Below are 26890 nucleotides of genomic sequence, written 5' to 3' on the forward strand. Positions count from 1 at the left end.
ATACCTCGATACTTTATTAATAATAACTCTTAATTTATACCATAAAACAACTTATAGTCAAATCAAATTACAAGAAATTTTACTTTCAATCTCTTGCATTACTCTATCAACACTCAAATTAGCGTTAATTGTTAACAACTTGCCCTTATAATACTCGCGCAAACCCTTCATCTGAAAATGATATTCTCTTATCCTCTTATTAATTGCAAGCATATTAGCATCATCAATTCTCTTCTCCAATCTCGTACTTTTACATTTAGCACAAGTAGTATTTTTAAAAGAAGATATACTATATATACTTTTACAATCCAAACAAGTAAGACGATCTTTTAATCTATCAATTGCAATATTATCGTCAAGCTGCAACTCAATTACAAGATCAACATCCCTATTGCATCTTTTTTGCAAAACTTGAGTTAAAAAATGAGCTTGATTTAAATTTCTTGGAAAACCATCTAACAAAAAATCACCATCTATTAATGCAAGCTGGTCACACAATAATTTACATATAACTTCATCTTGAATTAAATTACCAGATTCAACAGTATCCTTTATTTCTTTACCTAATTTACTCCCACTAGATATAATATTCCTTAATAAATCTCCTACTGAAACTAATTTAAAATTATACTTTGCTATTAACAAACTGGACTGAGTACCCTTACCAGAGCCAGGAGGACCAAAAATTGTAATAATCACTTTAGTCTCCTTGTTTTAGACTCATATTTCTTTATCCAACTATCGTACCTATTTGAAAAAACATAAGATTGTACTTGCATAATAGTATCAGTAATAACGTTAACTATAATCAGCAAGCTCGTCCCACCAAAAATAAATGGTATATCATAATGATACCTCATAATTTCAGGTATAGTACATATTACCACCAAATACGCAGACCCAATAAATGTTAATTTAAAAACTATATCTTGAAGATAATCAGAAGTATGTTTTCCAGGCCCTCTACCAGGAATAAAACCACCATTTTTCCTAAGAAAATCAGCATTTTCCTCTGGATTAAATATAAAATTGGTATAGAAAAAATTAAAAAGTACTATGAGTATTAAGTAAGTTATAATGTACATCACTTTATTTGCCATAAAGTAGTTTAAAATAAAATCAGCAATGGCATGACCTTTATAGAAATTTGCAATTGAAATAGGCGTTAATAAAATTGCGTTAGCAAAAATAGTTGGTATTACACCAGATAAATTGATCTTCAATGGAATGTAAGTAAAATCATCATTATGTAATTTTTTAAACTGTTTTTTGGGATATTGAACAATTACCTTTCTATAAGAAGATTCTGTAAAAATGACTAAAAGGAGCAGTAAAAAAAACAATGCTATAACAAAAAGGGTAATGAAAAACGACATACTACCATTTTTATTTAATGTTAGCAGAGATGATAAAGCATTATGTAATTCAGATGTTATGCCAGTAAAAATGATTAATGAGATACCATTGCCTATACCGCTCACACTGATCCGCTCACCAAGCCATATTAAAAATATAGTTCCACCTAAAAGGCTAAAGACACCTATAGTACGAAACATAATACCAGGTTCAACTACAACTAATACCCCTTCTCTATTCATTCTTTCTAACCCTATTAAGATCGTAATTGATTGAAAGATACAAAACATTATAGTCATATAGCGTATATAAGAGTTCATCTTTCGACGTCCTAACTCTCCGTCATTTTTAATTTCATTGATTCCTTTAACGGCAGAAGACAATAATTGCATAACTATGGATGCAACTATGTATGGCATAACGTTTAACGCCAAGATCGTCATTCTAGCTAAAGCGCCACCAGAAAATAAATTAAATACTCCAAAAATACCAGAACTCTCTTTTGGAAATATATCATTGATTATATCAAGATTAATTCCAGGAATAGGAACATAAGTGCCTAAACGATAACAAACTAAAGCCATCAGCGTAAAAAATATGCGCTTTAGTAAATCAGTTTTATATAATAACGTAGAACCCAAACTATCAAATGCAAATTTACTGTTCATAATTCATGATAGTATTTCTACACTACCACCAACTGAAGCTACAGATCTTTTTGCAGCTTCTGATGCAAAATCAACATGAAACACAAATTTCTCGCTTAATTTACCCTTATTAAGAAGTTTGATTTTACTTTTTACAGATCTGATAAAACCTAATTTATGCAGTAGCTCCTTATCTATTATAGAATCCTTGACTATTTTTTTAGCTTCCATTAAGCACTGTACATCACCAACATTAAATATAGAGTATAAGTTTTTGCGTATAGGCTTAAAACCTCTTTTAGGTAAACGAGTATATATAGACTGCTGTCCACCTTCAAAACCATTTATAGAAACGCCACTTCTCGCTTTCTGCCCTTTATGCCCCCTACCGGATGTTTTACCTTTACCACAACCAATACCTCTACCTAATAATTTAGGCTTCTTTTTCTTAGATAATTTGGTAAATACAGAATTTAATTTTACAGCATCATTCATACTTTACCTATTTCCAACTATCTCACTAATCTTTTTACCCCTCTTACCTGCCACTTGGCGAGGAGATAACATAACATCAAAAGCCTTAAATACTGCACATATAATATTATGAGGATCATTTGATCTAGTAGACTTAGCTACCACATCCTTTATACCTAATACCTCAAAAACCGACCTCATTGCTCCACCAGCAATAATACCTGTTCCAGTTCTTGCAGCTCTTAAAACTATCTCACCAGAACAAAATTTAGCTTTAATATCATGATGTAAAGTTCTACCTTCACGTAAGTACACCCTAATCATCGACTTCTTTGCAGCATTTACAGCTTTCACTCTTGCTTCAGCAACCTCTGCGTGTTTACCTATTCCACATCCTACCCTACCCTTACCATCACCAACAACAACCAAAGTTGAAAATGAAAATCTTCTACCACCTTTAGTAACCGTTGTTACCCTTCGGACTGAAACCAAAAGTTCTGATAAATCATTATTATTTTGTAAATTCTTTACAGCCATACTTCAAACCTTCTAAAATTCAAATCCAGAGCTTCTTAAAGCTTCAGCAAATTGAGAAATCAATCCTGTATACTTATATGCCCCCCGATCAAAGACGAACCGCTGCTCCAATTTTGTACTAGGCAGACGCTCAATCACTAAAGAAGAAACCTGTTTTATAGTTTCAGCATTGACCCTACCTTTACATACATTCCTAATTTTATCATCCAAAGTAGAAGCAGAAGCTAGGGTTGTTCCTTTTGCATCGTTAATCAACTGAACGTAAAAATGTTTATTAGACTTAAATATGGATATACGTAAACGCCCAGCGCTCTTATCGAGCTTCGCTCTATTACGAAGTTTCCTTTTTTCATAGCTACTTAAAAAATTATACAATCTTTTCATTTTAATTACTTCTTTTTATTTACAACCTTACGCAGCATAAATTTGCCTTTTATTACAATACCCTTACCTTTATAAGGATCATATTTTCTAATTTTGCATATATCAGAAGCCACCATATAGACTTTTTGCTTATCCATACCGCGAATCACTAAATGAGTTGGCTTTATACACTTAATCTCAACGTCTTTAGGCACTTTATACTTAATATTATGACTATAACCAAGATATAAAGTCAAATACTTATCATCACATTCTGCTTTATACCCTACACCATTAATCTCAAGATCAACAGAAAAATCATTAACCATACCGTTAATCATGTTATTAATATTACTTCTATAAGTGCCCCATATAGATTTTATTTTATCATAATCATCCCTGCCTTGATCAACAGAAAGTAACAATTGATTATCAACTATCTGACACAGAATGCCACTACACAAGTTCAGCTCTTTTTCTGCCCTAACACTTCTTATTAATACCCTACCATCATTATATTCAACTGAAAGATCAGCAGGAATATTGATAGGTGCAGCACCTATACGAGACATACATTTCTCCTATCATTTAAAATACACGACACAAAACTTCTCCACCAACTTTTAATCTACGTGCATTATAATCGGTCATCACTCCTTTCGGCGTAGATATAATAAAAATTCCAAGACCATTATATGCTTTAGAAATGTCCTTACACTTAGAATAATAACGACAACCGGGCTTTGATACCCTAGCTATATCATTAATCACAGGTGATTTATCATAATACTTCAACTGCACAACAAGCGAAGGGACACTATCACTCTCTTGCTTTTTATAATTAAGAATATACCCTTCCTCTTTTAAGATCTTCAATATAGAAGAATTCACTTTCGAGAATAGGACTCTTGTTTCCCTATGCATTGCCAATTGAGCATTACGTATTCTTGTTAAAAAATCACCAATACTATCAGATAACGACACTATTACACTCCTTATATCACATTTACCAACTAGATTTTGTAACCCCTGGAACTTGTCCAAAAGAACACAAATCACGTAAAACAATCCTACATAAACCAAATTTTCTATATACCCCTCTCGGCCTACCAGTTAAAGCGCATCTATTCCTAATTCTGATTTTAGAAGAATCTCTAGGCAATTTTTTAATCAGCTTACTTTGAGCTGCAAATCTTTTTACAATAGATAAATCCTTATTATTCATTATAGATTTTAATTCTTCCCTTCTCTCCCTATACTGATCGCATAACTTTATTCTACGAAGATTCTTCTGTATCATGGATTTTTTTGCCATATATATTTTCTCTCAATTATCAAAAAAAGGGAATTTAAGAGCCAGTAATAATTCCTTTGCTTCCTTATCACTAACTGCACTTGTTATAATATTAATATCCATACCTCTAATTTTACTTATTTTATCATAGTCTATTTCTAAAAATGATATATGCTCCTTGATACCAAAGGAAAAATTACCATGACCATCAAATTGCTTCACACTAAACCCTCTAAAATCTTTTTCCCTTGGCAAAGCAATATATATTAATCTTTCTAAGAATTCATACATTTTATTTCTACGCAAAGTCACTTTACAACCTACAGTTGCACCTTTCCTAATTTTGAAACCAGAAATAGATTTTTTTGCAAAGGTTAACACAGGCTTTTGCCCAGCAATCAAATGTAGATTATCAAGTGGCTCATTTATCGCTTTATTGTCCGTAGCAGCATCTCCAACACCCATATTGATACACACCTTGACAAGTTTAGGCACTTGCATTACATTGCCGTAATTAAACTTATCCTTTAAGGATTTTACTATATTATCTTTATACAATTGTTTAAACATATCAACCTAATCTATCACTTCTCCAGAAACTTTTGCAAAACGCACTTTTCTACCATCTATAATCTTAAATCCTACTTTAGTTGGAGTTTTACACTTAGGATCCAATATTGCAACATTGGATACATCAATAGCTAACTCTTTATTCAATATACCACCACCACTACCAGCTCTTGGTTTAGTATGTCTCTTACACACATTTACTCCAGAAACAACTACTTTCTTTTTAGCATCACGTATTATAACTTTGATTACCTTACCAATTTTTCTCTTATCTTTACCAGTTAAAACTATAATATCATCACCACTTTTTATTTTAGCACTCATTATAAAACCTCATCAGCTAATGACATTATTTTCATAAAAGAACCAGATAATAACTTTTTTACTGGACCAAACACCCGAGTGCCAAGTGGTTCACCTTGATCATTAATTAAAACCACAGCATTGCTAGAAAAACGAATTACAGAACCATCAGATTTCTTAACACTATTTTTTACTCTAACAACAACTGCTTTATATACTTTTCCTTTTTCAACTTTACCTTTTGGGTTAATAGACTTAGTAGATATAATAACCGTATCACCTACAGATGCAGATTTCCTACCACCTAACAAGCCAATACAAAGGACTGCACGCGCACCAGAATTATCAGCTACTTCTAACAATGTATTTTTTTGAATCATATAAATACCTATTCCTTTTTAGCTATTGATAACAACCCATTTTTTAGTAACAGAAATAGGCTTATGTTCCTGTATTAAAACCCTATCTCCCTTTTTGCAACTATTATTCTCATCATGTGCTGTATACTTCTTGTATTTTTTAATAACTTTTTTATACAGCCTATCCTTATACACTTGTAACACCGAAACCTTTACAGTCTTATCAGATTCAGCATTAGTTACGACACCACAAAAAACCTTCTTAGGCATTTTTTCCCTCTCTCTTTCTTCTATTTAATACAGTTAGACTACGAGCTATGCTCTTTCTTATTAAGCTAAAACGCGAAAAATTGTTGCACTGGCCCAGCTTTTTTTGAAAAGCCAAATTAACAAATTCTTTCCTCAAATTCACAAGAAGTTCATGTAATCCTTGTGAAGATTCTGATTCAAATTTAACTATATCCATTGCAACTCCATTCAATTATGATTAGATATAAATTTACACTTCATAGGAAGCTTAGCAGTCGCTTTTTCAAGCGCCAATCTTGCTAAATGCATGGGAACATCACTACTAATTTCAAACAAAACCCTACCGGGCTTAGCTTTAAATACCCAAAATTCAACACTACCTTTCCCTTTACCCATACGTACATCTGCTGGCTTTTTACTAACCGGGGTATCAGGAAAAATTCTTATCCACACTTTACCAGAGCGTTTTAACGTTCTAGATATTACGCGCCTTGCAGTTTCAATATGTTTAGACTGAACCTTACCTACTTCCATAGCTTTTAATCCATAATCTCCAAAAGACAGCGTGCTACCACCCTTAGCATTACCCTTGATTCTCCCCTTAAATACCTTTTTATATTTACTCTTTTTGGGAACAAACATTTCAATATACCTTAACTACCAACATAAACCCAAACTTTAACTCCTATAATACCACATATAGTCTTCGCTTCACAAAAAGCATAATCTATATTAGCACGCAAAGTGTGTAAAGGCAAACGACCTTCTTTGTACCATTCAGTACGAGCTATTTCAGCTCCGCCAAGACGCCCAGAGCAACTTACTTTAATACCCTCAGCACTCATCTTCAAACAATTTTGAATAGCTTTTTTCATCGCCCTTCTACATGAAATCCTTTTTTCTAGCTGATGTGTAATACTCCTTGATATTAAAACTGCATCTATTTCAGACTTTTTAACTCCTACTACATTCACTTCGACACTACTTTCTACTTTTTTAGCTATTTTTTGCTTTATCTTCTCAACATCTAAACCTTTCTTACCTATTATCACTCCAGGCTTAGAAGAATGTATTATTACAGACACTAAATTAACTGTACGCTCTACAATTACTTTAGAAATACCAGCATGCTTAAAGGATTCATTTATATAACTGCGAATAAATAGATCGTGATGCAATCTCTGCTTATAATCGTCTGTAGCACACCAAACAGAATCCCAGGTATTACTATTTACTTGTAATCTAAATACTTTAGGATTAACCTTCTGTCCCATATTTTTACACTTTCCTTATTAACTTTCCATTTCTATAAATCATACAATTTCTTTCAATTTTATAGTAATATTACTATAAAATTTACTCATTCTATTAGCCCTACCCATAGCTTTTGGATATACTCTACGCAAAGTAAGGGACTTACCTATTAAAATTTCCTTTATATATAAATTATCAATGTTCAATCCATAATTATTTTGAGCATTAGAAATTGCAGAATTCAACACTTTCATTATAAAACCAGCAGCTTTTTTTTCACAAAATCTTAATTGTACATTAGCAAAAGAAACTTTTTTATTACGTACTAAATCAGCAACCAAATTCAATTTGCGAGGAGTCGATCTTAAAACCCTAGAACCAGCCTCAACTATTATATCCCTATTTTTCATATAAATTACCTATCTTCTTGTTGCCTTTTTATCACCACCGTGCCCAGTAAATTTACGAGTAGGTGAAAATTCACCAAATTTATGACCTATCATATTCTGATTATCAACACTAACAGGAATGTAATCTTTACCATTATAAACAGCAAACTTTAAACCCAAACAATTAGGAAGAATTACAGAAGCCCTGGAATGAATTTTTATCACCTTATTAATAGAACCCTCTTTTAAAGTTCTCTGAACTAATCTTAGTACAGATGGGTGTAAAAAAGGTGGTTTCCATACAGATCTACTCATAAATTAACCTTTCAATTTTTTTATATACTTATCACTAGATTTATTTTTTTTCCTAGTTTTCTTTCCTTTTGTTGCAACACCCCAAGGAGTAACAGGATGACGACCACCAGAAGTTTTTCCCTCTCCACCTCCATGAGGATGGTCAACCGGATTCATTGCAACTCCACGTACAGTAGGTCTAATCCCAAGCCACCTACTTCTCCCAGCTTTACCCAACTTTCTATTCTTATGGTCATGGTTAGATACTACACCAATAGTAGCCTTGCAAGAAGATAAAATCAACCTAATTTGACCAGACCTGAGTCGTAATAAAACATATTGACCATCACGACCAACGATTTGTGCATAACAACCAGCAGCTCTAGCAATCGCAGCACCATTACCTGGCTTCAGCTCAACATTATGAACGAAAGAACCAACAGGTATATGCTTGAGTAGTAAACAATTCCCTGGTAAAATATCAGCATCATCTCCAGCTGTCACAACATCACCAGGCTTCATACCTTGAGGAGCTAATATATAAGATTTAGTATCATCTTCCTTATATGATACTAATGCTAAAAACCCACTTCTATTTGGATCATACTCTATTTTCTCAACTATACCCTGATCACTTCTATTACGTTTAAAATCTATAACTCTATACTTCTTCTTGTGACCACCACCCCTGTGACGAGTTGTAATTCTACCATGATTATTTCTTCCACCACTGGATTTCTTACCAAATACAAGAGACTTCTCCGGCTTATCTTTTGATAAACCAATTTTACTTATTAATATAGTCCCACGAGAAGACGGAGTAACAGGATTAAAAAGTTTCATACCCATATTAAACGCTCATTATATCTAATTTTTGACCATCTACCAAAGAAAAATAAACCTTTTTTCTCTGTTTTTTACAACCAACCACACCCCTGAAACGTCTATATTTAGATTTAACTCTAATAACATTTATAGAAGAAATTCTGACATTAAATAAAGACTCTATTGCCGATTTTATTTGACGCTTATTTACATTTACAAAAACATACAAAGAGTATTTATTAAACTTCTCTCTTAAAAGAGAAGCCTTTTCTGTGATTACAGGAGATTTTATTATATTATTATATTTAATCATAACAATCTACCTTCAAGATGCTTTAAAGTGTCTTTTGTTAACATCACGCATTCATGATTCAATATATCAAAAACATTTAACCCAATAGGTTTGATTAAATCTACATAATGCAAATTTTTAGCAGCACGTAACAAATCATCTCCATAATCACCAACTATTAAAAAAGAAGAAAATTTAAAATTTTTAATATATTCACACATTTTAGATGTTTTCTTCACATCAACATTTAAACTATCAAGAACAATAACTTGATTATTTAAATATTTTAGAGATAAAGCAATTTTCAAACCAAATTTACGTACCTTTTTATTAAGAGAATAAGCATGACTCCTCACAACAGGACCAAAAATAATTCCACCACCTCTAAACTGAGGAGATCGCAAGCTCCCCTGTCTCGCCCTACCGGTACGTTTTTGACCATACGGCTTAGCTGTTGTACCAGAAACATCACTGATACCCTTTGTTTTATGAGCACCAACTCTTCTCTTTGCTAATTGCCATCTCACTATATCATGCAAAATACTCAATTTTTGCTTGGCAGAAAATATCAAGGGATTAAGCTCAACACTACCTACATTATTATTAGATAGATCAACTAATTCACATTCCATAACTAACTCACCAAATTATTAGCATCATCACTCATATTCAACAGCAGACCTACTGGAAAAGGAACATCTTTATGTAAAGGCTTTTTAACTGCATCTCTCACAAAAACATAAGAGTTTTTAAACCCAGGAACATTATTACCCTTTACAGCAATTATGCTATTTTCATAATCAATGGATAATATTTTCATATTCTGTACAGTTACTCTGCTATTACCTAAATGACCAGCCATTTTCTTCCCCTTGAATACTCTACCAGGATCTTGACATTGACCAGTAGAACCTTGTGATCTATGAGCAATAGAAACACCATGAGATGCCCTAAGCCCACTGAAGTTATGCCGCTTCATCACACCAGCAAACCCTTTGCCTAAAGAATAACCCGTAATGTCAAGATATTGACCAACTACAAAATGATTAACCCCCACCTTTTTACCACACTCTATTCCGAATAGATCAGTTAATCTACTTTCGTATAATTTACATTTACTATTTATACCCTTTTTCTTTAAATATTCCAACTGAGGTTTTGCTATTTTTTTTAAATCTCCTGTGCCCAAAATGACTGAATTGTAGCCACATTTATCTTGTCCTTTTATATCGATAATATAAGTTTCGCTGAGATGCAATAAGGTTACAGCCATGCGACTATTATCAAAATACATAGCAGTATGGCCAACATTCGTCATTAACAAACCAATTCTCCTAAGCGAATTTATTCTCTTCATTTCCTTTTCCTAAATATTAACTTCCTTAACCTTTAAATCCACTTCTACACCAGCAGAAAAAGATAAATCTGCAAGCATCTTCATCATAGTAGAAGTAGGATTATGCACAATAATTAACCGCTTAGAAATTCTCATTTCAAATTGCTCACGAGATTTTTTATCAACATGAGGAGACCTATTAACAGTAAATTTAGAATCTTTTCTTGGCAACGCAATCGGACCAGATAAATCTGCATTAAACTGCTTTAATTGATCAATAAACTCGCGAATACACTTTTCCAATAAAGAACAATCGAAAGCTTTGATTCTAATATATATATCTTGCTTCATCTTAGTTATTATACTCATTCTAAAATTTCCGAAACAACGCCAGAACCAACAGTTCTACCACCTTCTCTTATCGCAAAACGCAATCCTTTATCCATTGCTATTGGTACTTGCAACTCCACTTCTATACTTACATTGTCCCCTGGCATTACCATCTCCTTTCCATCTAGCAATTTTATGCTCCCAGTTACATCCGTTGTCCTTAAATAAAACTGTGGCTGATAATTTCCAAAAAATGGTGTATGCCTTCCTCCTTCTTCTTTCTTCAATATATACACCTCCGCATTAAATTTCTTATGCGGGGTTATTGTCCCTGGTTTTGCCAATACTTGCCCTCTCTCCACTTCTTCTCTCTTTGTTCCTCTTAGTAGTATTCCTACATTGAGTCCTGCACTTCCCTTATCTAGCAACTTCTTAAACATCTCAACACCAGTACATATCGTCTTTTGCGTCGCTTTCAGACCTATTATCTCTATCTCATCCCCTGTCTTTATCTCCCCCTTCTCTATTCTTCCTGTTACTACCGTCCCTCGGCCCGATATTGAAAATACATCTTCTATTGGCAACAAAAACGGCAAATCTATAGGCCTTGGAGGTACTGCCACATACTCATCTAACTTCTCCATCAATTTATCTATTGATTTCTTTCCATACTCACTACTATCATCCTCTAATGCTTTTAACGCAGACCCAACTATCATAGGCACTTCATCACCTGGAAATCCATACTTACTCAGCAGCTCTCTCACTTCCATTTCTACCAAATCTATCATATCAGCATCAGCAACATCAGCTTTATTTATATATACCACGATATATCCAACACCCACCTGTTTTGCCAGCAATATATGCTCTCTCGTTTGTGGCATCGGCCCATCAACCCCTGACACTACCAATATCGCTGCATCCATCTGTGCTGCACCTACTATCATATTCTTTACATAATCAGCATGTCCAGGGCAATCAACGTGTGCATAGTGTCTCTTTTCTGTTTGATATTCAACATGCGCTGTTGCTATTGTTATCCCTCTCTTTCTTTCTTCTGGCGCTTTATCTATTTGATCATATGCTACAAAATTACCATAATGCTTTGTTATCGCCGCTGTTAACGTTGTCTTCCCATGATCCACATGTCCTATCGTTCCCACGTTTACATGCGGCTTTCCAAATGCTTCTACTATCGCTGTCATAATTTTAACTCTTCTACCTAAAATACAAATACATCAATAAATAATATGTTGATTTTATATAAATACAACAAAAAAAAGAGCGGATAGTGGGAATCGAACCCACGTCACTAGCTTGGAAGGCTAGAGCTCTACCATTGAGCTATACCCGCACAATGGAGGAGGTAGGATTCGAACCTACGTACGCAATGCGGACAGATTTACAGTCTGTTACCTTTAACCACTCGGTCACTCCTCCACAAAAATCTGTTAAGAGAACACTACCTTAACTTAAGTTTTATTACTCCTAATATTAAACATCCAAATCCAAAAGATCAAGTAATAAAAGCTAATCTAACTGATTTCAGTTAGATTTTACTTTTATATAACAAAATATTGTCAATAAAACGCTCAAATAAATAATGTGAATCATGTGTACCTGGCGCTTCTTCTGGATGGTATTGAGTAGAAAAGACTGGGTAATCCTTTATCATTATCCCCTCTACACTATTATCAAATAGAGAAATATGAGTAACTTCAACGTTACTTGGAAGAGAAGCTGAATCAACAACAAAACCATGATTTTGGCTAGTTATCTCAACTTTTTTACTCTCCAGATCATAAACTGGATGATTACTCCCTCGATGACCAATATCCATCTTGACAGTCTTTGATCCCAAAGTAACTGCAAGTAATTGATGGCCCAGGCATATACCAAAAACTGGTATTTTAGATTTCACAATAATTTCTATTTCTGAAATTACACTCTCTCCTATCTCTTGTGGATCACCAGGGCCATTTGAAAGCACTATACCATCTGGATTCATGCTTAATATTTTGTGAGCAAAACCTGTATCTGGTTTGACTAATTCAACCGTACAATCAAGTTCTACTAAGCGTGAGATTATACTATTTTTTACACCGAAATCAACAATTACAACCCTATATTTTGCATTAAGAGCGCTTTGAAAGTTATTACTTAAACTGACTTTCTTAGTTATTTCTATTCCATTTACAGATTTGTATTTCTTCAATTCATCTAATATATGTGCCTCACTTGACGGACATATCATTCCATTTTGAGATCCATGTTTTCTCAAATATCTCGTCAAAGCTCTAGTATCAATTCCCGATATCCCAACTACATTATTTTTCTCCAACCAATCATTTAAACTAATATATGAAGAAGAGTGAGACATAGGAGAAAGTTCACGCATAATCACACCACTTGCAAAAACTTTTTCTCCTTCATTATCTTTGTGATTTATTCCAACATTACCAATATGAGGAAAAGTGAACGCTATTATTTGATCAGCAAAAGAAGGATCGGTTATAGTATGTTGATACCCGGTCATACCAGTGGTAAAACAAACCTCACCTATACATTTACCTTTTTTACCTATCGATTTTCCCAAAAAGCACTTGCCATCTTGTAAAACTAAAGCTGCATTCTGCATTTAACTCTCTCTTAAACTCATTTAATATTATATAAGAATTTTAAATAACATGCCAAAACTCAATCGCAAGCTTCTCCACACAAAAACATCTTGACTATCGCATGTTTCATATTATATGAATAAACTGTTAATGAAAGTGGAGGGTTGCAATGCCTAATAATACAGATCAGTCTAAAAAAATAAATGAGAAATGGTTATTTATAGGAGGTGCTTCACTGTTTCTTGTAATAATGCTACCATCAATTTTTCTCTTAGCAAAAATAGCTATGATGTTTGTTATAATCTCAACTACAGCAATAGCAATAAAAATTGCCTCAAAAGCAATATCAAACGTTTTAGAGGATAAAGAGAATCAATCAACACAAAATAAAATTATAAACCTAGCTATTGGAGCAGTGTCCATACTTGCAGGTGGGATATCATTACTTATTACAGCAAAAGTTGGTTTCATCGCAATATGTTCAACTATAGCTATTTTAGCTCTGTATGAATATATTAAAGATGAAAAAATAGGTAAGGATATAAATGATAAATTCGATGAAATAGCTAACAACACGGCTGAGTTTTGTGTAGACAGCATTGAAAAACTTATTCTATCACAAAGCCAAGGAGTGTGATCTTTTATTTATAAATAATTAAATTTGAGATACATGGCTAACGTACAAAAACTGAAACCAGTACTTCCTTTCTTGTCATCCTAGTAATGGCTTCCATCATCAAAAATGTTGTATTACTTTTATACTCGCAAATCTAACTGGATTTCAGTACTGGAATGACAACAAAGAGGCTACCTAAATGACATATTCAATCTCTATACAGATGTACGTCATGTTCATAAAATTACGATAAAAAATTACTTGACAAGTTCTGATAGTCTTTTTACTATTCGTAATGAAGGTGTTCTAGAGCTTGGAATCTATCTTCGTCTGCAGGCTTTTCAATTCAATTAATCTATAATCTTCAGTTAAAATATATTTTAGCTATACTTCGGTCGTAGCTGTATACATTTTTCTGAATCTTTTTTTATTAACAGAAGGATCATTATGTTTAAAATTCTGAATTACGCATATCATTAACCTGCATGTCTTTAAGGGACAGATGGTGTATCCGTTCAGAGGTGTGGTTTAAGAAACAACAGCTAGCAGGTTTTGAAAAGGGTTTAATTCCTTTTGTTTCCAAGTCAGATACAACGAAATTATCCGCTCAAGAAATCTATTCCCTCGCTCTGACTGTGCAAAATATGAATTCTTACGATAGACAACATAATGCCGTATCTGTCGCTCAACATGGTTATTCGTTAATGGAATATTCTCTGGGTCATCCAAAAATGTCCACATCATTGACTCGGATTTTATAATACCCTTTACCGTTCGTGAAGCTCCTTTTGCTTCAAGTATATAAGATATTTTTATCATGCAGTACTGTATGTATCTTCGTAATTCTTTAGCTTGCTTAGTGAACTTTGAAATACTAATTTCATTTTCTGACAAAGCGTTTTTTAATACAAACAATCCATTAGCTGCGTCTTTTAAACAATGGCCAAGTCTCATTACTTCACTATTCCAACTATGAGATAACCTCTCGAAATTTCTCAATAAGTGAGCCCAACAAATTTGTCGTTTTTCATCACTGAAGTGGTTGTAAACTGCATATCTGTCAGTAATTACCAGGTTTTTGTAATCACAAAATGCACTATTCTTTAAAAATTTCATTCCTCTTGTATCTGCTAACTTCATAAGACTTGCTTTATTGTTGGCAAACATCCAGCACCATCCCAATTTGCCTTTGTTGTAGTGACTGGTTTCATCAATATGCAAAATTTCGCTTGCTTTTATTTCTTCCTCTATTTGTTCATAGGCTTCTTTACATTTTGACGAAACCCTTGCTTCACTATTGGACACACTACCAACACTTATACTCATGTTAAAGATGTCTTTCATAATATTCGCTATTTCTCGCTTTGAATTCTTATAAAACCCACTTAGTGATGCAACTACTGACTTAACTCTAGGACCAAAGGTATCCGGTGTAACTCCTTCTGGTAATTTGCTACTCCTTCTTTTTCCGCATTTACGACAGCGACCATGTTCTAATTGATACTCAACTACGTAAGGCTTAATTTCTGGTAAATCAACTTTTTGATAGACATATGGTTTTTCCGATATTGCGATTTCTTCACCACACTCGCATCTATTTGGTAACTCTACCTTCACCACCTCATCTGCTTCCATTTTAGCTCGGCAATTCCCCTTATGTCCAACTTGACCACCTATCTTCCTGCCGCCCTCTGACTTATCTTCTGGTGTGTCTTTTTTTATTTTGTACAGCTCTTTTGAACTTGGTAAAGATGAATTCCTTGAGTTTAAGCCGAGTCTCTCTCTTAGTTCAGCATTCTCTATTTCTAAGATTTTATTTTTTTCTTCAATCTTTGCTACTTTCTGCTCTAAGTTTTTACATAACTCTACAATACTGATCAACAATTGAAGCATCTAGCCTTACTTTACTATCAACATTTTGTGTTATTACTACTTTAATATATTATGTCAATTGTTTTTTATCCTTGCCACACCTCTGAACGGATACCAGATGGTACCTATGTCCTTTTTATATTATATTTTATAGCAATATCATGTATTACTTTACGCCCCAGTCTTTTTCAAATATTGCGAGCCCTTGATCAGTAAGTGGATGATTAATTAACTGTCTAAGTATTTTTGCTGGCACAGTAATTGAATGAGCACCAAGTCGTGCAGCTTCTATTACATGCGCTGGACTTCTTACTGATGCAACAAGAACTTTTGTCTTAAAATTATAATTAGAATATATAGTGCATATATCTTCTATTAGCGATAAGCCATCATAGCTTATATCATCAAGGCGACCAACAAAGGGAGAAATAAAACAAGCACCGGCCTTAGCGGCAAACAGTGCTTGTCCAGGAGAAAAACATAATGTGATATTAGCAGGTATTTTATGTTCTGTCCACAACTTTTTACAAGAAATTAATCCTTCATGTGTAAGGGGCAACTTTACTACGATATTACTAGCAATTTTCGCTAACTTAAGGCCTTCTTTAATCATCTCTTCATGGCTATCTGCAACAACTTCAACACTAACAGGCCCTTTTATAATAGAGCATATTTCACTTACTAAATCTTCGTATTTGTCCTTATGCCCAGACTTTGCTATTAAAGAAGGATTAGTTGTTATTCCATCAATGAACTCTTTTAGCTCCTTAATTTCATTTAAATCAACACTATCAAGAAAAATTTCCATATTATTATCCTGTTCAAAACCTATTTTTACAAAATATTGTCATCTTTGGAAAGTGTTAAATAAAATCGGATTTTTAACTCAACTCAATTCTAAGTCTGTTAGGAAAGAAAATATTGAATTGAGACACAGTATACCTCTGGTAATAAACATGAATTGGTTGCATTTTATTAACATAATTAGCATAACCAATTTCTGAAGTTTACTAGCTTTACGTCCAATAGAAATTCTTGCATAGCCTAAAACTTAGTGCTACTATTAGTATAGTAACATAAATAGGTAGTGAGGAACAATAAACAAAACGACTAAGGTCGAGTTTAACGCTCGCAATTAAATTCAATTAAAAAGGTTAATATAAAAGGAGTTTTGATAGCTTAATCACTCCTAAAGTAAATATATTATCAGAACAATAGTAACAGGGGGTATACTATGTCAACAAATTTCCCGACATTGAAAAACATATTAGCAGAGCTGAAAAGAAAAAATAGCATTACTGTTTTAGAAGAACATTGTCAGGAAAAATGGGAGGTTTATGACTTGCTCATGGATTTAACAAATGATGAAAATTTTAAGCAAGCATATATAGATCTATCTTTCAACAAGAGCTTTAAAAAAAACTTTATAGAATTAGCAAATCAGGCAAAAAAAGCTGTAAGTAAGTATTTTAGAGACAAAGACATAAACCTTCGAGCTTTTTATGTAGAAACTAACAATTCTGATAAAGTGTTAAACATTAATCTTATTAATTACAATAGAAGTGAGCCAATAAGAATCAGTGATATCTTACAGCAAGAAAGGGATATTAGCACATTGAATATTTATTGCAATAAAAAGCATGACATATACGCTTATCGAAAAGATAAGGAAAGACATTATGAATTTAAAGAGGGTGCATATTATGAAATGACAAGCACTTGGCCTGTGCAGGACAAGGATGGGAAAACTTTTACCTGTACTATGGTTATGAATGTAAGTAGTGCTGGTATAACTGAAGTACTAAAGTTTAATGGTAAAGATTTTGAATCTTCATCTAAGGAGTTTTTGGAATTAATAAGACAAAATGAAGAATTATATATTCAAGGTCTCTCTCTACATGACGCTGTCAAAGCATTATTGGAGAAGAATAAAGATGCTCCAGCTGTTATTAATCTGCAAAATAATGAACATATCGTAATCAATAAAGATGAAAAGATGAAAGATCTTGAAAATGATGCTAAAAGCAATCCTATTCTTTCTTTCACTAGCAACAATGTATCAGAGGTTAATCCACAGCAGATTGCAACTCAGGCAATTGCAACTCAAACAGAAGTTAATTCACAGCACACTGAAACTCAGATAGAGGTTGCTGTGCAGCACGTTGAAACTCAAGCGGAAATTAGCTCTCAAGAAACTGAAACTCAAACAAAGGTTAATTTACAAGAGGCTACAATTCAGACAGAAATTGCTGTGCAACACATTGAAACTCAAACAGAAATTGCCTCTCAACAGGCTGGAGCTCAGAACTTACAAGAGGTTGCAACTCAAATAGAAGTTAATTTACAGCACACTGAAACTCAGACAGAGGTTGCTGTGCAGCACGTTGAAACTCAAACAGGAATTGGCTCTCAAGAAACTGAAACTCAGACAGAAGTTAACTCACAACAACTAGATCAAAAGCTTACAAAAGCTGAACAAGAAATTAGAGAATTAAATGAACTGAGGAACAATTTACAATATAGGTTCGACAACGCTGAACAAGAACTTGAAGAGTTAGAAAAGCACAATAGTGATTTACAGGATAAACTTGGAGAAGAAAAGCAAAAAAATGCAAAATTACAAACTGAACTGACACAAAAAGATGAAAAACTAGCAAATATATCAACAGAGCTGCAAGAAAGAGCGCAAGAACTTAAAGGTGCACATGAAGAAAAGAAAGACCTGAAGAAAAAGTTGGAAATTGCCAATGCAGGAAAAGAAGAGTTGATAAGCGAGTTAAGAAAATTGCACGAGGAATTAAATCAACTAAGAGAGAAAAAGTATAGTTTTAAAGACAAACTTGATCAATTAGAACTCCATATTAATAGTACAAAAGAAAGCAGTGAACAGCAAATATCAGATTTGAAAGGAGAGTTATCATTATTGGAAGAAGCAAATCAAACATTAAGTAATTATGCAGTAAAGCAAATAAAATTAGAACAAGAACTCGTGGAGGCTAAGCAAAAAATTGAGGAATTGGAGGAACAGTGCAATGATTTACAAGTTGAGTGTAAAGAAAAGGAACAAAGACTTGAGAAAGAAATGAGTAAAACAGATGAGCGAATAATCCAGCTCAATAAGGAGCAAGAGCAGAAAATTCAAGAAATTTATGGAAAAAATAAGGAACTGGAAGAAAAGGTAGAAGAACTGAAGGAAAAGCTAAAAACTGCTAATGCAGAACAAGAGAAACTACAAGGTAAATTGAACCAGTTTGAAAAAAAAGAGGAAGAGATAGAGGAAGCAGAACACATGATAAGTGCAAGGGATAAGTGTATAGCGAGTTATAAATCTCAAATACAAAATTTAGAAAATGAGCATAACGCACATTTGGAATCTGATGAACAAGAGGCAGATCAGCTAACGTGGGATTTTGAAACGTTAAAGAACGAGCTAGAGCTTAAAGATGAGCAGATCGAGACAATAAGAGGGCAATTACGGCAGGAGATAGAAGAAGAAATAGTTAATAAGTACCGTCCATCACTGGAATTAAAGTTTAAAGAATATGAAGATGAGATTGAAAGATTAATAAGAGAAAAAAAAGAGCTAAACGATAAAGTACAATACTTAAATAACGAAGTAGAACTGTTAAGTCCAGTAATTGATAAAGTACTTGTTAATAAAAAGGAAGTTTTTGATAATAATTCAAAAATGTTTTACCAGCTTACAGAGGAAATTGATGATTCAGAAAAAAAACCTAGGTCTTTAAGCCTTGATAGCGCATTTCATAGCGATCACTGTAATTCACTTCTAGACTTAATCGTATCCGTTCAGAGGTGTGGCAAGGATAAAAAACAATTGACATAATATATTAAAGTAGTAATAACACAAAATGTTGATAGTAAAGTAAGGCTAGATGCTTCAATTGTTGATCAGTATTGTAGAGTTATGTAAAAACTTAGAGCAGAAAGTAGCAAAGCTTGAAGAAAAAAATAAAATCTTAGAAATAGAGAATGCTGAACTAAGAGAGAGACTCGGCTTAAACTCAAGGAATTCATCTTTACCAAGTTCAAAAGAGCTGTACAAAATAAAAAAAGACACACCAGAAGATAAGTCAGAGGGCGGCAGGAAGATAGGTGGTCAAGTTGGACATAAGGGGAATTGCCGAGCTAAAATGGAAGCAGATGAGGTGGTGAAGGTAGAGTTACCAAATAGATGCGAGTGTGGTGAAGAAATCGCAATATCGGAAAAACCATATGTCTATCAAAAAGTTGATTTACCAGAAATTAAGCCTTACGTAGTTGAGTATCAATTAGAACATGGTCGCTGTCGTAAATGCGGAAAAAGAAGGAGTAGCAAATTACCAGAAGGAGTTACACCGGATACCTTTGGTCCTAGAGTTAAGTCAGTAGTTGCATCACTAAGTGGGTTTTATAAGAATTCAAAGCGAGAAATAGCGAATATTATGAAAGACATCTTTAACATGAGTATAAGTGTTGGTAGTGTGTCCAATAGTGAAGCAAGGGTTTCGTCAAAATGTAAAGAAGCCTATGAACAAATAGAGGAAGAAATAAAAGCAAGCGAAATTTTGCATATTGATGAAACCAGTCACTACAACAAAGGCAAATTGGGATGGTGCTGGATGTTTGCCAACAATAAAGCAAGTCTTATGAAGTTAGCAGATACAAGAGGAATGAAATTTTTAAAGAATAGTGGGGAACGTTCAAAAAAGTGTGTCAAACCGTATTTTTAATTCAACTCAATTTTTAATCTATCAGGAAAAAAGATATCAAGTTGAGATATAGTTAAAGCCCAATTAGGTAAAGCCATAGCCCATTTTTGCTCTACTTTTTTTATAGCACAATATACCTGTTTATACAAGGCATTTGTATTAGTAAATGAGCCTTTGGTTTTAGTAAATTTTCTAATCTGTCTGTGCAGTCCCTCAATAGGATTAGTGGTATAAATTAGCCTCCTAACAGGACCTGAATACTTAAAATAACTGGACAAATTTTCCCAATTATTCTGCCAAGATTTTATGACTAATGGATACTTTTCGCCCCATTTTTCCTCCAGTTCAAGCAAATAATTTTCGGCAATTTCTTTACTTGAAGCACGATATATTTTTTTCAAATCATTCATGAAAACTTTTACATCTTTGCTAGATACATATTTCAGTGAATTCCTTATCTGATGCACTATACATAGTTGTACTTCTGCTTTAGGAAATATACTATTTATAGCTGTAGAAAAGCTTTTTAGCCCATCAATGCAGGCAATTAGAATATCTTCTACTCCTCTTTCTTTGAGGTCATTTAGCACTCCCAACCAGAAATTAGCTCCCTCACTTTCAGCCAAATAAAAACCTAATACTTCTTTTCTGCCATTTTGATCTATGCCTAATATGTTATACATACACTTGCTTACACAATGTCCATCCTCCTTAACCTTAAAAAACATGCCATCCATGAACACTATTGGATATACTGATTGCAGTGGACGGCTGCGCCATTCATTGATTATTGGTAGCAGTTTATCAGTAATACTGGATATCTCTGCTGCTGATATTTTGTGGTCATATATTTCCTCAACGTGTGAAGCTATGTCTCTGTATCCCATGCCACTGGCGTATGTACTTAATACCTTTGCTTCAAGTTCTGGATGTAGGCTTGTTTGCCTTTTTCTAACTATTTGTGGTTCAAAACTTCCCTCCCTATCTCTTGGTGTTAGCAGCTCAAATGAGCCTCCACTCGTGCGTAAAGTTTTTGCGTTTCTCCCATTTCTTCGGTTATTTTCTTCACTTTTAGCTGACATGTGGTTTTCTATTTCACCTTCCAGACTTGCCTCTAGCAACCTTTTTATAAACGGTGTTAATGCTCCATCTTTTCCTGTCAATGGTTTTCCTTCTCGTATAGATGACAGGATATTTGTTTCTAATTCTTTATAATCTACCAACCCATTAGTTCTATTTGCTTGACTCATATCAAACCTCCATTTTTTATATCAATTTATTACTTTACTTCTCGGTTTGACACACTTTTTTGAACGTTCCCTGTCATTCAACTCTTGTCATTCCAGTACGTGACACATAGCTGTACGAACATTGCAATACGGCACATAATAAATAATGTCATGCCAGTGCCTAGACACTGGGATCTATAGTATTTTCTAAAATGGATGATAAAGTTCCATTATGGTATTACCAACCAAAAGCTGTAAGTCTGTATATTTATACATGAGAGGTCTGAGGCGGCTTTTGATGGTATGCCAACAGTATTCTATAGGATTCAAATCTGGTGAATATGTTGGAAGATACAGCAAATGACAGCCAAAAGACTCTATTAATGATTTTGTTTTAGTGGTCTTATGAAATGTAGCATTATCCATAACTATAGTTGTGCCAAGTGGCAATTTAGGTAATAACATCTTCTCCAACCATGTATTGAATACCTCTTTGTCACACCCACCTTTGAAAGTCATTGGTGCAATAAATCTCTTTCCAATCCACCCGGCTACTATACTGATTCTCTCTCGAGTTCTCCCTGGAATATCTGCATAAATTTTCTTTCCTCTTGGAGCGCGTCCATATTCTCGGTATAACTTATTATCAACTCCTGCTTCATCTATATATAAGATGCTGGAATGGTCTATTTTTGAGATTTTATCAATAAATTGCTCCCTATCTTCTTGATTGCGCTCTTGATATAGTGTGACTTTTTTTTAAAGTAATTTTTAGCTGTTTTAGTCTATACCAAATTGAGTTTATTCCAAATCCAAGATTTTGTTTCATCTCTGCCAGAGTATGATCTGGATTCTTTGTAACATATTCTTCGAGTATTTTGGGGTCTATTTTTCGAATAAAGCTACCGTTTTAGATGGCTTGAGGCTTTCACCAGCAGCTTTCTTTTTTAACCAACGGTACAAGAGTTGCTATTCCTATCTCCATAAGCTCTGCTACCTCAACCTTTGTCTTACCTTTTTCTATCATCAATACTGCCTTTTCCCTTAAATCCACACTATATGCCATTATAACTCAAATACTTTATTATACCTTTATCATTTACTTTAGGAAATACTATAGTTTTTGGACATTGTTTTTGACATATGTCCTTAAGAACTATTGTTTACTGCATGATTTGCAAATACTTTTTATATCTGGATCCCAGTGTCACGCACTGGGATAACAAGAAAGAAGATACTGGAATGACATCTTCCCTGAACCATAATGTTCGTACAGTTGTGTGTCAACTACCTGAACAACAAACGTGGAAATGACAAGAGTAAACTCATTTCTTGAACACAAAAAGAGCCCCTAAAGAGATTTGACATCAAGATAACTTAAATATATACCAACTCTCTTATTTTTTAATGATTCCTCATCATGAGTCAAATGATCAAAAACCTGAATTTGATTTGTTAGAATGCTACAATCATTATTTACAACCTCTAATACACCATTGTCAATTACAACTTTCTCCTTTATCTGGTTACTCATTTGAACAGTAATTATACTAGGCAATAAATAAATTAAATAAGGGGAATGGTAGGCTAAAATCATCAATTCCCCTTTAAGCCCGTTCACTGAAAGAGAAACTACTTCATCGAATGAAATTCGATTATCAGGAGAAAAAAATTGCACCTTAAAAGTGTTCATAATCTTTAATGTCCGGCTCCAACTTCAGCTTTTATTGATTCAGCCTTTTCTCTTGCTTCACTTATACTTCCCACCATATAAAAAGCAGCTTCTGGCAGATGATCATATTTACCTTCAATAATTCCTTTAAAACTAGAAATAGTATCAGAAAGTGAAACAAATTTGCCAGACATGCCAGTAAATACCTCCGCAACATGAAAAGGTTGAGAAAGAAACTTCTGAATTTTACGAGCTCTATCAACAATAATTTTATCTTCATCAGATAGTTCATCCATACCAAGTATTGCGATAATATCTTGCAGCGACTTATAAGTTTGCAATATACGTTTCACCTCAGAAGCCACATTATAATGTTCTTCACCAATGATTTCAGCAGATAAAGACTGAGAAGTTGAGTCAAGTGGATCAACAGCAGGGTATATACCCATTTCAGCTATCTGCCTTGACAACACTGTGGTTGCATCAAGATGAGAGAATGTCGTTGCTGGAGCTGGATCGGTCAAATCGTCTGCAGGAACATATATAGCCTGTACAGAAGTAATAGAACCAGCAGTAGTTGAGGCTATTCTCTCTTGCATAGCGCCCATATCAGTCGCAAGAGTTGGCTGATAACCAACAGCCGACGGTATTCTTCCAAGCAAAGCAGAAATTTCAGAGCCAGCTTGAGTAAAGCGGAAGATATTATCTACAAAAAATAGAACATCTTGATTTTCATGATCACGAAAATACTCCGCCATAGTTAGTGCTGTTAAAGCAACCCTAGACCTTGCTCCAGGAGGTTCATTCATTTGACCATAAACCAAAACGGCTTGAGATTTTTCGTGCTCATTTATATCTATTACATTCGAAGTAATCATCTCGTTATAAAGATCATTACCTTCACGCGTCCTCTCTCCTACTCCAGCAAACACAGAAAATCCTTTATGAGCTTTTGCTATGTTGTTAATCAGCTCCATTATCAGAACTGTTTTACCAACACCAGCTCCACCAAATAAGCCAATTTTTCCTCCTTTAAGATAAGGAGCAAGAAGATCTATAACCTTTATTCCTGTAACTAAAACTTCTTCCTGTATCTTCTGCTCAGTAAAACTTGGAGGTGATCTATGTATAGGTTCTAAATCATACTTTCCTTTTAGCGGACCACACTCATCTATAAGCTCCCCTACAACATTAAAAATCCTTCCTAAAGTTGAGCGTCCAACCGGAACTGATATTGGTGCACCTGTATCAACAAACTCATCACCTCTTGACATACCATCTGTGCTATCCATAGCAATGCAACGAACTATATTGTCACCTATATGCTGTGAAACCTCTAAAACTAGCTCCTTGCCCTTATATTTTAGTTTGCTTTTTAAAGCATTAAATATCTTAGGTAACTCGCCTTCAAATTTTAAATCAACAACTGCTTGAGTTATTTTAACTACTTTACCTGTACTCATCTCTTTCATCACCTAACACTACAATTCTATAAAAGAACTTCTAAAGAAAATAAATCTTATATTATTAACAGAAATTTTGCAATATTAAAACACTTACTAGTTACGTTTCATTATAAATAGTGCAAATGCATTCAATAGCCAAGTAATAACAAACAGCACCAAACTAAGCGCATAAGCAGCAAGAGTTTGCACACTATTGAAATCCTGATCTCCGGTAAGTAATGTAGCAATTTGTACAGTGATAGTAGTAACTGAATTGAGAGGATTAAAGGTCAAATTTGCATTGATTCCCACAGCCATTAGTACAATCATTGTTTCACCTATCACTCTTGAAATTGATAATAAAATTGCACTTAAAATTGTAGGCATTGCATAAGGTATTGTTATATGCCATATAGTTTCCGCTGGTGTTGCGCCAAGCGCCATAAAACCATAACGTAAACTTTTTGGAACAGATCTTATAGCATCTTCAAGCAAAGAAATAATAAAAGGAAGAATCATTACCCCGATCGATAAACCAGCAATCAAAGCACTTTCTGAGTGTATACTTAAATTAAAAAAACTTGCTACCTGCTTTATAAAAAAAGACAAAAATACAACTGAGAAGTATCCATATACAACAGTAGGAATAGCAGACAAAACCTGTAAGGCTGTATTAATAACATAACGCACTTTTTCACTCGCATACTCACTAATATATATTGCAGAAAATAAACCAAGCGGCACCGCAACTAACATTGCTACAATAGTTATAAGTAATGTCCCCACTAAAAGTGGCGCTATACCAAAACATCCCACCTCTCCTTCGCCGATAATAGCTACATTATGCTTCCATTTTAAGCAAAATAAGAATTCTGAAATAGCTACTTTGTTAAAAAAAGAAATGGACTGAATAAAAATAGATAGCATTATAAATAAAGTGATAAAAAGTGATATGGTTAAAGCCATAAATAACAAAAATTTTACCATCTTATTTCTTTTATCTTTAAAGATAAAAATCAGCATAAAAAAAAGTAACGCTATAGAAATAGAAGTTATAAAATAACCACCATAGAGTGCTAACAAACAAGCTAACATCCACATACAACTCAAATATATATAAGACTTAACTTTACTTACTGCTTGAAACCTACTCAAACAAAATAAAAGGATTAGTAAAACAGGTATGCCTATAATTAAATTCATTTTTCCATATATCAAATTTTATTCAATAAGAATGCCATAGAAGTTGACCATTATTTGACAATAGAACAAAATAATTTAAAATAAATAGTCATATTAATATAAAAACAATGAAAAGAACATTTCAACCAAAAAATTTAAAAAGAAAGCACAGACATGGATTTCGTTCACGTATGTCAACAAAAGCTGGAAGAAAAATTCTTAATAAGCGTCGTTCATTAGGGTGTAATAAATTATGCGCATAGTAAGCATAAAAAAAAAGAGTTTTCCTTTGCTTTTAAAAACAGATTAGCACCTGACAGTCTTTTTTATCGAGGGGTATATATATCACTATATGCTATAAAAGAAAGAGAACCTGAAAAGTATATTCATGTTATTAGAGTAGGTCTGGCTATCAGTAAAAAAGTCGGAAAAGCAGCAAAAAGAAATAAAATAAAAAGGCAATTACGAATGCTAGCTAAAGTTAGCATTTCTAATATAAGTAATGTAGGATACTATTACATAATACTAACCCATAAAAACATTATGCAGGCAGGCTATAAAAATTTACAAAAAGACCTCAATATTTGCTTAAAGAAAGATAAAATAAGAAGAAATTTTCACTAAAGTATTTACAGCTATATTTTTTATGATAAGATAAGTAAAGTTTTTAAA

The 26890-nt window shown here is 33.6% G+C and carries 35 protein-coding genes, 2 tRNA genes and 2 pseudogenes; 5 read left to right on the top strand and 34 right to left on the bottom strand.

The window, feature by feature from the left end; genetic code table 11:
* Positions 1–57 precede the first annotated feature (57 nt).
* The 26 genes from OM962_RS01370 to carA form a co-directional block, all read right to left on the bottom strand.
* Positions 58–699, bottom strand: coding sequence for an adenylate kinase family protein (locus OM962_RS01370; RefSeq protein ID WP_264330572.1), 642 nt, complete (start codon positions 697–699; stop codon positions 58–60).
* On the bottom strand, positions 696–2024 hold the full coding sequence (gene secY / locus OM962_RS01375; RefSeq protein ID WP_264330573.1) for a preprotein translocase subunit SecY: 1329 nt from the start codon (positions 2022–2024) through the stop codon (positions 696–698). The genes OM962_RS01370 and secY overlap by 4 nt, the downstream gene beginning before the upstream one ends.
* Positions 2025–2027: 3 nt before the next feature.
* The gene (rplO, locus tag OM962_RS01380; protein WP_006012263.1) at positions 2028–2498 is read right to left on the bottom strand and encodes a 50S ribosomal protein L15; all 471 of its coding nucleotides are present in this window, start codon (positions 2496–2498) and stop codon (positions 2028–2030) included.
* A gap of 3 nt (positions 2499–2501) precedes the next feature.
* The gene (rpsE, locus tag OM962_RS01385; RefSeq protein ID WP_010404712.1) at positions 2502–3014 is read right to left on the bottom strand and encodes a 30S ribosomal protein S5; all 513 of its coding nucleotides are present in this window, start codon (positions 3012–3014) and stop codon (positions 2502–2504) included.
* A gap of 12 nt (positions 3015–3026) precedes the next feature.
* Positions 3027–3398 (bottom strand): 50S ribosomal protein L18, encoded by a 372-nt coding sequence (gene rplR, locus OM962_RS01390; protein WP_264330574.1) that lies wholly within the window; start codon positions 3396–3398, stop codon positions 3027–3029.
* Positions 3399–3403: 5 nt separating this feature from the next.
* The gene (gene rplF, locus OM962_RS01395) at positions 3404–3949 is read right to left on the bottom strand and encodes a 50S ribosomal protein L6 (RefSeq protein ID WP_010404706.1); all 546 of its coding nucleotides are present in this window, start codon (positions 3947–3949) and stop codon (positions 3404–3406) included.
* A gap of 16 nt (positions 3950–3965) precedes the next feature.
* Positions 3966–4361, bottom strand: coding sequence for a 30S ribosomal protein S8 (gene rpsH / locus OM962_RS01400; protein ID WP_006012252.1), 396 nt, complete (start codon positions 4359–4361; stop codon positions 3966–3968).
* Between the two features lie 22 nt (positions 4362–4383).
* Positions 4384–4692 carry a 30S ribosomal protein S14 gene (gene rpsN / locus OM962_RS01405; protein ID WP_264330575.1) on the bottom strand — a complete coding sequence of 103 codons (309 nt, stop codon included), beginning with the start codon at positions 4690–4692 and terminating at the stop codon, positions 4384–4386.
* Between the two features lie 12 nt (positions 4693–4704).
* Complete coding sequence (gene rplE, locus OM962_RS01410) at positions 4705–5241, bottom strand: 50S ribosomal protein L5 (RefSeq protein ID WP_264330576.1); 537 nt, start codon at positions 5239–5241, stop codon at positions 4705–4707.
* Between the two features lie 6 nt (positions 5242–5247).
* Positions 5248–5565, bottom strand: coding sequence for a 50S ribosomal protein L24 (gene rplX, locus OM962_RS01415; RefSeq protein WP_010404700.1), 318 nt, complete (start codon positions 5563–5565; stop codon positions 5248–5250).
* Positions 5565–5924 (bottom strand): 50S ribosomal protein L14, encoded by a 360-nt coding sequence (rplN, locus tag OM962_RS01420; protein ID WP_006012242.1) that lies wholly within the window; start codon positions 5922–5924, stop codon positions 5565–5567. Before rplN ends, rplX begins: the two co-directional genes overlap by 1 nt.
* Positions 5925–5942: 18 nt before the next feature.
* Positions 5943–6173 carry a 30S ribosomal protein S17 gene (gene rpsQ / locus OM962_RS01425; protein WP_010404696.1) on the bottom strand — a complete coding sequence of 77 codons (231 nt, stop codon included), beginning with the start codon at positions 6171–6173 and terminating at the stop codon, positions 5943–5945.
* Positions 6166–6369 (bottom strand): 50S ribosomal protein L29, encoded by a 204-nt coding sequence (gene rpmC, locus OM962_RS01430; RefSeq protein WP_007302540.1) that lies wholly within the window; start codon positions 6367–6369, stop codon positions 6166–6168. Before rpmC ends, rpsQ begins: the two co-directional genes overlap by 8 nt.
* Before the next feature lie 11 nt (positions 6370–6380).
* Positions 6381–6794, bottom strand: coding sequence for a 50S ribosomal protein L16 (gene rplP, locus OM962_RS01435; RefSeq protein WP_006012233.1), 414 nt, complete (start codon positions 6792–6794; stop codon positions 6381–6383).
* Positions 6795–6805: 11 nt separating this feature from the next.
* Positions 6806–7426, bottom strand: a complete 621-nt coding sequence (gene rpsC / locus OM962_RS01440; RefSeq protein WP_264330577.1) for a 30S ribosomal protein S3 — start codon at positions 7424–7426, stop codon at positions 6806–6808.
* Positions 7427–7465: 39 nt separating this feature from the next.
* On the bottom strand, positions 7466–7816 hold the full coding sequence (rplV, locus tag OM962_RS01445) for a 50S ribosomal protein L22 (RefSeq protein ID WP_006012227.1): 351 nt from the start codon (positions 7814–7816) through the stop codon (positions 7466–7468).
* 9 nt (positions 7817–7825) lie between these two features.
* The gene (gene rpsS / locus OM962_RS01450) at positions 7826–8110 is read right to left on the bottom strand and encodes a 30S ribosomal protein S19 (protein ID WP_017532489.1); all 285 of its coding nucleotides are present in this window, start codon (positions 8108–8110) and stop codon (positions 7826–7828) included.
* Between the two features lie 3 nt (positions 8111–8113).
* The gene (rplB, locus tag OM962_RS01455) at positions 8114–8938 is read right to left on the bottom strand and encodes a 50S ribosomal protein L2 (protein ID WP_264330578.1); all 825 of its coding nucleotides are present in this window, start codon (positions 8936–8938) and stop codon (positions 8114–8116) included.
* Position 8939: 1 nt separating this feature from the next.
* Positions 8940–9227 carry a 50S ribosomal protein L23 gene (locus OM962_RS01460; RefSeq protein ID WP_264330579.1) on the bottom strand — a complete coding sequence of 96 codons (288 nt, stop codon included), beginning with the start codon at positions 9225–9227 and terminating at the stop codon, positions 8940–8942.
* On the bottom strand, positions 9224–9838 hold the full coding sequence (gene rplD / locus OM962_RS01465) for a 50S ribosomal protein L4 (protein ID WP_006012216.1): 615 nt from the start codon (positions 9836–9838) through the stop codon (positions 9224–9226). Before rplD ends, OM962_RS01460 begins: the two co-directional genes overlap by 4 nt.
* A 2-nt stretch (positions 9839–9840) precedes the next feature.
* Positions 9841–10563 carry a 50S ribosomal protein L3 gene (gene rplC / locus OM962_RS01470; RefSeq protein ID WP_012482005.1) on the bottom strand — a complete coding sequence of 241 codons (723 nt, stop codon included), beginning with the start codon at positions 10561–10563 and terminating at the stop codon, positions 9841–9843.
* A gap of 9 nt (positions 10564–10572) precedes the next feature.
* Entirely contained in the window at positions 10573–10893 is a 321-nt protein-coding gene (gene rpsJ / locus OM962_RS01475) for a 30S ribosomal protein S10 (protein WP_012482004.1), read from the bottom strand.
* A gap of 14 nt (positions 10894–10907) precedes the next feature.
* Positions 10908–12080, bottom strand: a complete 1173-nt coding sequence (gene tuf, locus OM962_RS01480) for an elongation factor Tu (RefSeq protein WP_007301992.1) — start codon at positions 12078–12080, stop codon at positions 10908–10910.
* 78 nt (positions 12081–12158) lie between these two features.
* Positions 12159–12229, bottom strand: a tRNA-Gly gene (locus OM962_RS01485).
* A gap of 4 nt (positions 12230–12233) precedes the next feature.
* Positions 12234–12315: transfer RNA gene (locus tag OM962_RS01490), tRNA-Tyr, on the bottom strand.
* Between the two features lie 109 nt (positions 12316–12424).
* On the bottom strand, positions 12425–13513 hold the full coding sequence (carA, locus tag OM962_RS01495) for a glutamine-hydrolyzing carbamoyl-phosphate synthase small subunit (protein ID WP_264330580.1): 1089 nt from the start codon (positions 13511–13513) through the stop codon (positions 12425–12427).
* A gap of 149 nt (positions 13514–13662) precedes the next feature.
* On the opposite strand from carA, the gene OM962_RS01500 reads away from it, so the two are divergent.
* Positions 13663–14130, top strand: a complete 468-nt coding sequence (locus tag OM962_RS01500; protein WP_264330581.1) for a hypothetical protein — start codon at positions 13663–13665, stop codon at positions 14128–14130.
* 507 nt (positions 14131–14637) lie between these two features.
* On the opposite strand, the gene tnpC is transcribed toward OM962_RS01500, so the two are convergent.
* Both tnpC and fsa read right to left on the bottom strand, forming a co-directional pair.
* On the bottom strand, positions 14638–15990 hold the full coding sequence (gene tnpC / locus OM962_RS01505; RefSeq protein ID WP_264330459.1) for an IS66 family transposase: 1353 nt from the start codon (positions 15988–15990) through the stop codon (positions 14638–14640).
* A 157-nt stretch (positions 15991–16147) separates the two neighbouring features.
* Positions 16148–16789 (bottom strand): fructose-6-phosphate aldolase, encoded by a 642-nt coding sequence (fsa, locus tag OM962_RS01510; protein WP_264330582.1) that lies wholly within the window; start codon positions 16787–16789, stop codon positions 16148–16150.
* A 426-nt stretch (positions 16790–17215) separates the two neighbouring features.
* Here fsa and OM962_RS01515 point away from each other — a divergent pair, with 426 nt between their 5' ends.
* Positions 17216–19825, top strand: coding sequence for a hypothetical protein (locus tag OM962_RS01515; RefSeq protein ID WP_264330583.1), 2610 nt, complete (start codon positions 17216–17218; stop codon positions 19823–19825).
* Positions 19826–19874: 49 nt separating this feature from the next.
* Positions 19875–20672 (top strand): annotated as a pseudogene (locus OM962_RS01520) (IS66 family transposase); the annotation flags it as partial.
* Positions 20673–20707: 35 nt separating this feature from the next.
* On the opposite strand, the gene OM962_RS01525 reads toward OM962_RS01520, so the two are convergent.
* From OM962_RS01525 to pstC, 6 genes and pseudogenes are all read right to left on the bottom strand, one after another.
* On the bottom strand, positions 20708–21940 hold the full coding sequence (locus OM962_RS01525) for an IS256 family transposase (protein ID WP_264330447.1): 1233 nt from the start codon (positions 21938–21940) through the stop codon (positions 20708–20710).
* A 186-nt stretch (positions 21941–22126) separates the two neighbouring features.
* Positions 22127–22627: an IS630 family transposase gene (locus OM962_RS01530; protein ID WP_319606738.1), complete on the bottom strand. Its 501-nt coding sequence runs from the start codon at positions 22625–22627 to the stop codon at positions 22127–22129.
* Between the two features lie 10 nt (positions 22628–22637).
* Positions 22638–22985, bottom strand: a pseudogene (locus tag OM962_RS01535) (IS630 transposase-related protein).
* A gap of 285 nt (positions 22986–23270) precedes the next feature.
* Positions 23271–23612: a F0F1 ATP synthase subunit epsilon gene (locus tag OM962_RS01540; protein WP_264330584.1), complete on the bottom strand. Its 342-nt coding sequence runs from the start codon at positions 23610–23612 to the stop codon at positions 23271–23273.
* A gap of 5 nt (positions 23613–23617) precedes the next feature.
* On the bottom strand, positions 23618–25054 hold the full coding sequence (gene atpD, locus OM962_RS01545) for a F0F1 ATP synthase subunit beta (protein ID WP_264330585.1): 1437 nt from the start codon (positions 25052–25054) through the stop codon (positions 23618–23620).
* 96 nt (positions 25055–25150) lie between these two features.
* Positions 25151–26239, bottom strand: a complete 1089-nt coding sequence (pstC, locus tag OM962_RS01550; protein ID WP_264330586.1) for a phosphate ABC transporter permease subunit PstC — start codon at positions 26237–26239, stop codon at positions 25151–25153.
* A 107-nt stretch (positions 26240–26346) separates the two neighbouring features.
* Here pstC and rpmH point away from each other — a divergent pair, with 107 nt between their 5' ends.
* Positions 26347–26481 (top strand): 50S ribosomal protein L34, encoded by a 135-nt coding sequence (gene rpmH, locus OM962_RS01555; protein ID WP_015588337.1) that lies wholly within the window; start codon positions 26347–26349, stop codon positions 26479–26481.
* Positions 26465–26842 (top strand): ribonuclease P protein component, encoded by a 378-nt coding sequence (rnpA, locus tag OM962_RS01560; protein WP_080589533.1) that lies wholly within the window; start codon positions 26465–26467, stop codon positions 26840–26842. Before rpmH ends, rnpA begins: the two co-directional genes overlap by 17 nt.
* The last annotated feature ends 48 nt before the right edge of the window (positions 26843–26890 follow it).

Source organism: Wolbachia endosymbiont (group B) of Erebia ligea (genome assembly GCF_947179575.1).
GTDB lineage: Bacteria > Pseudomonadota > Alphaproteobacteria > Rickettsiales > Anaplasmataceae > Wolbachia > Wolbachia pipientis_C.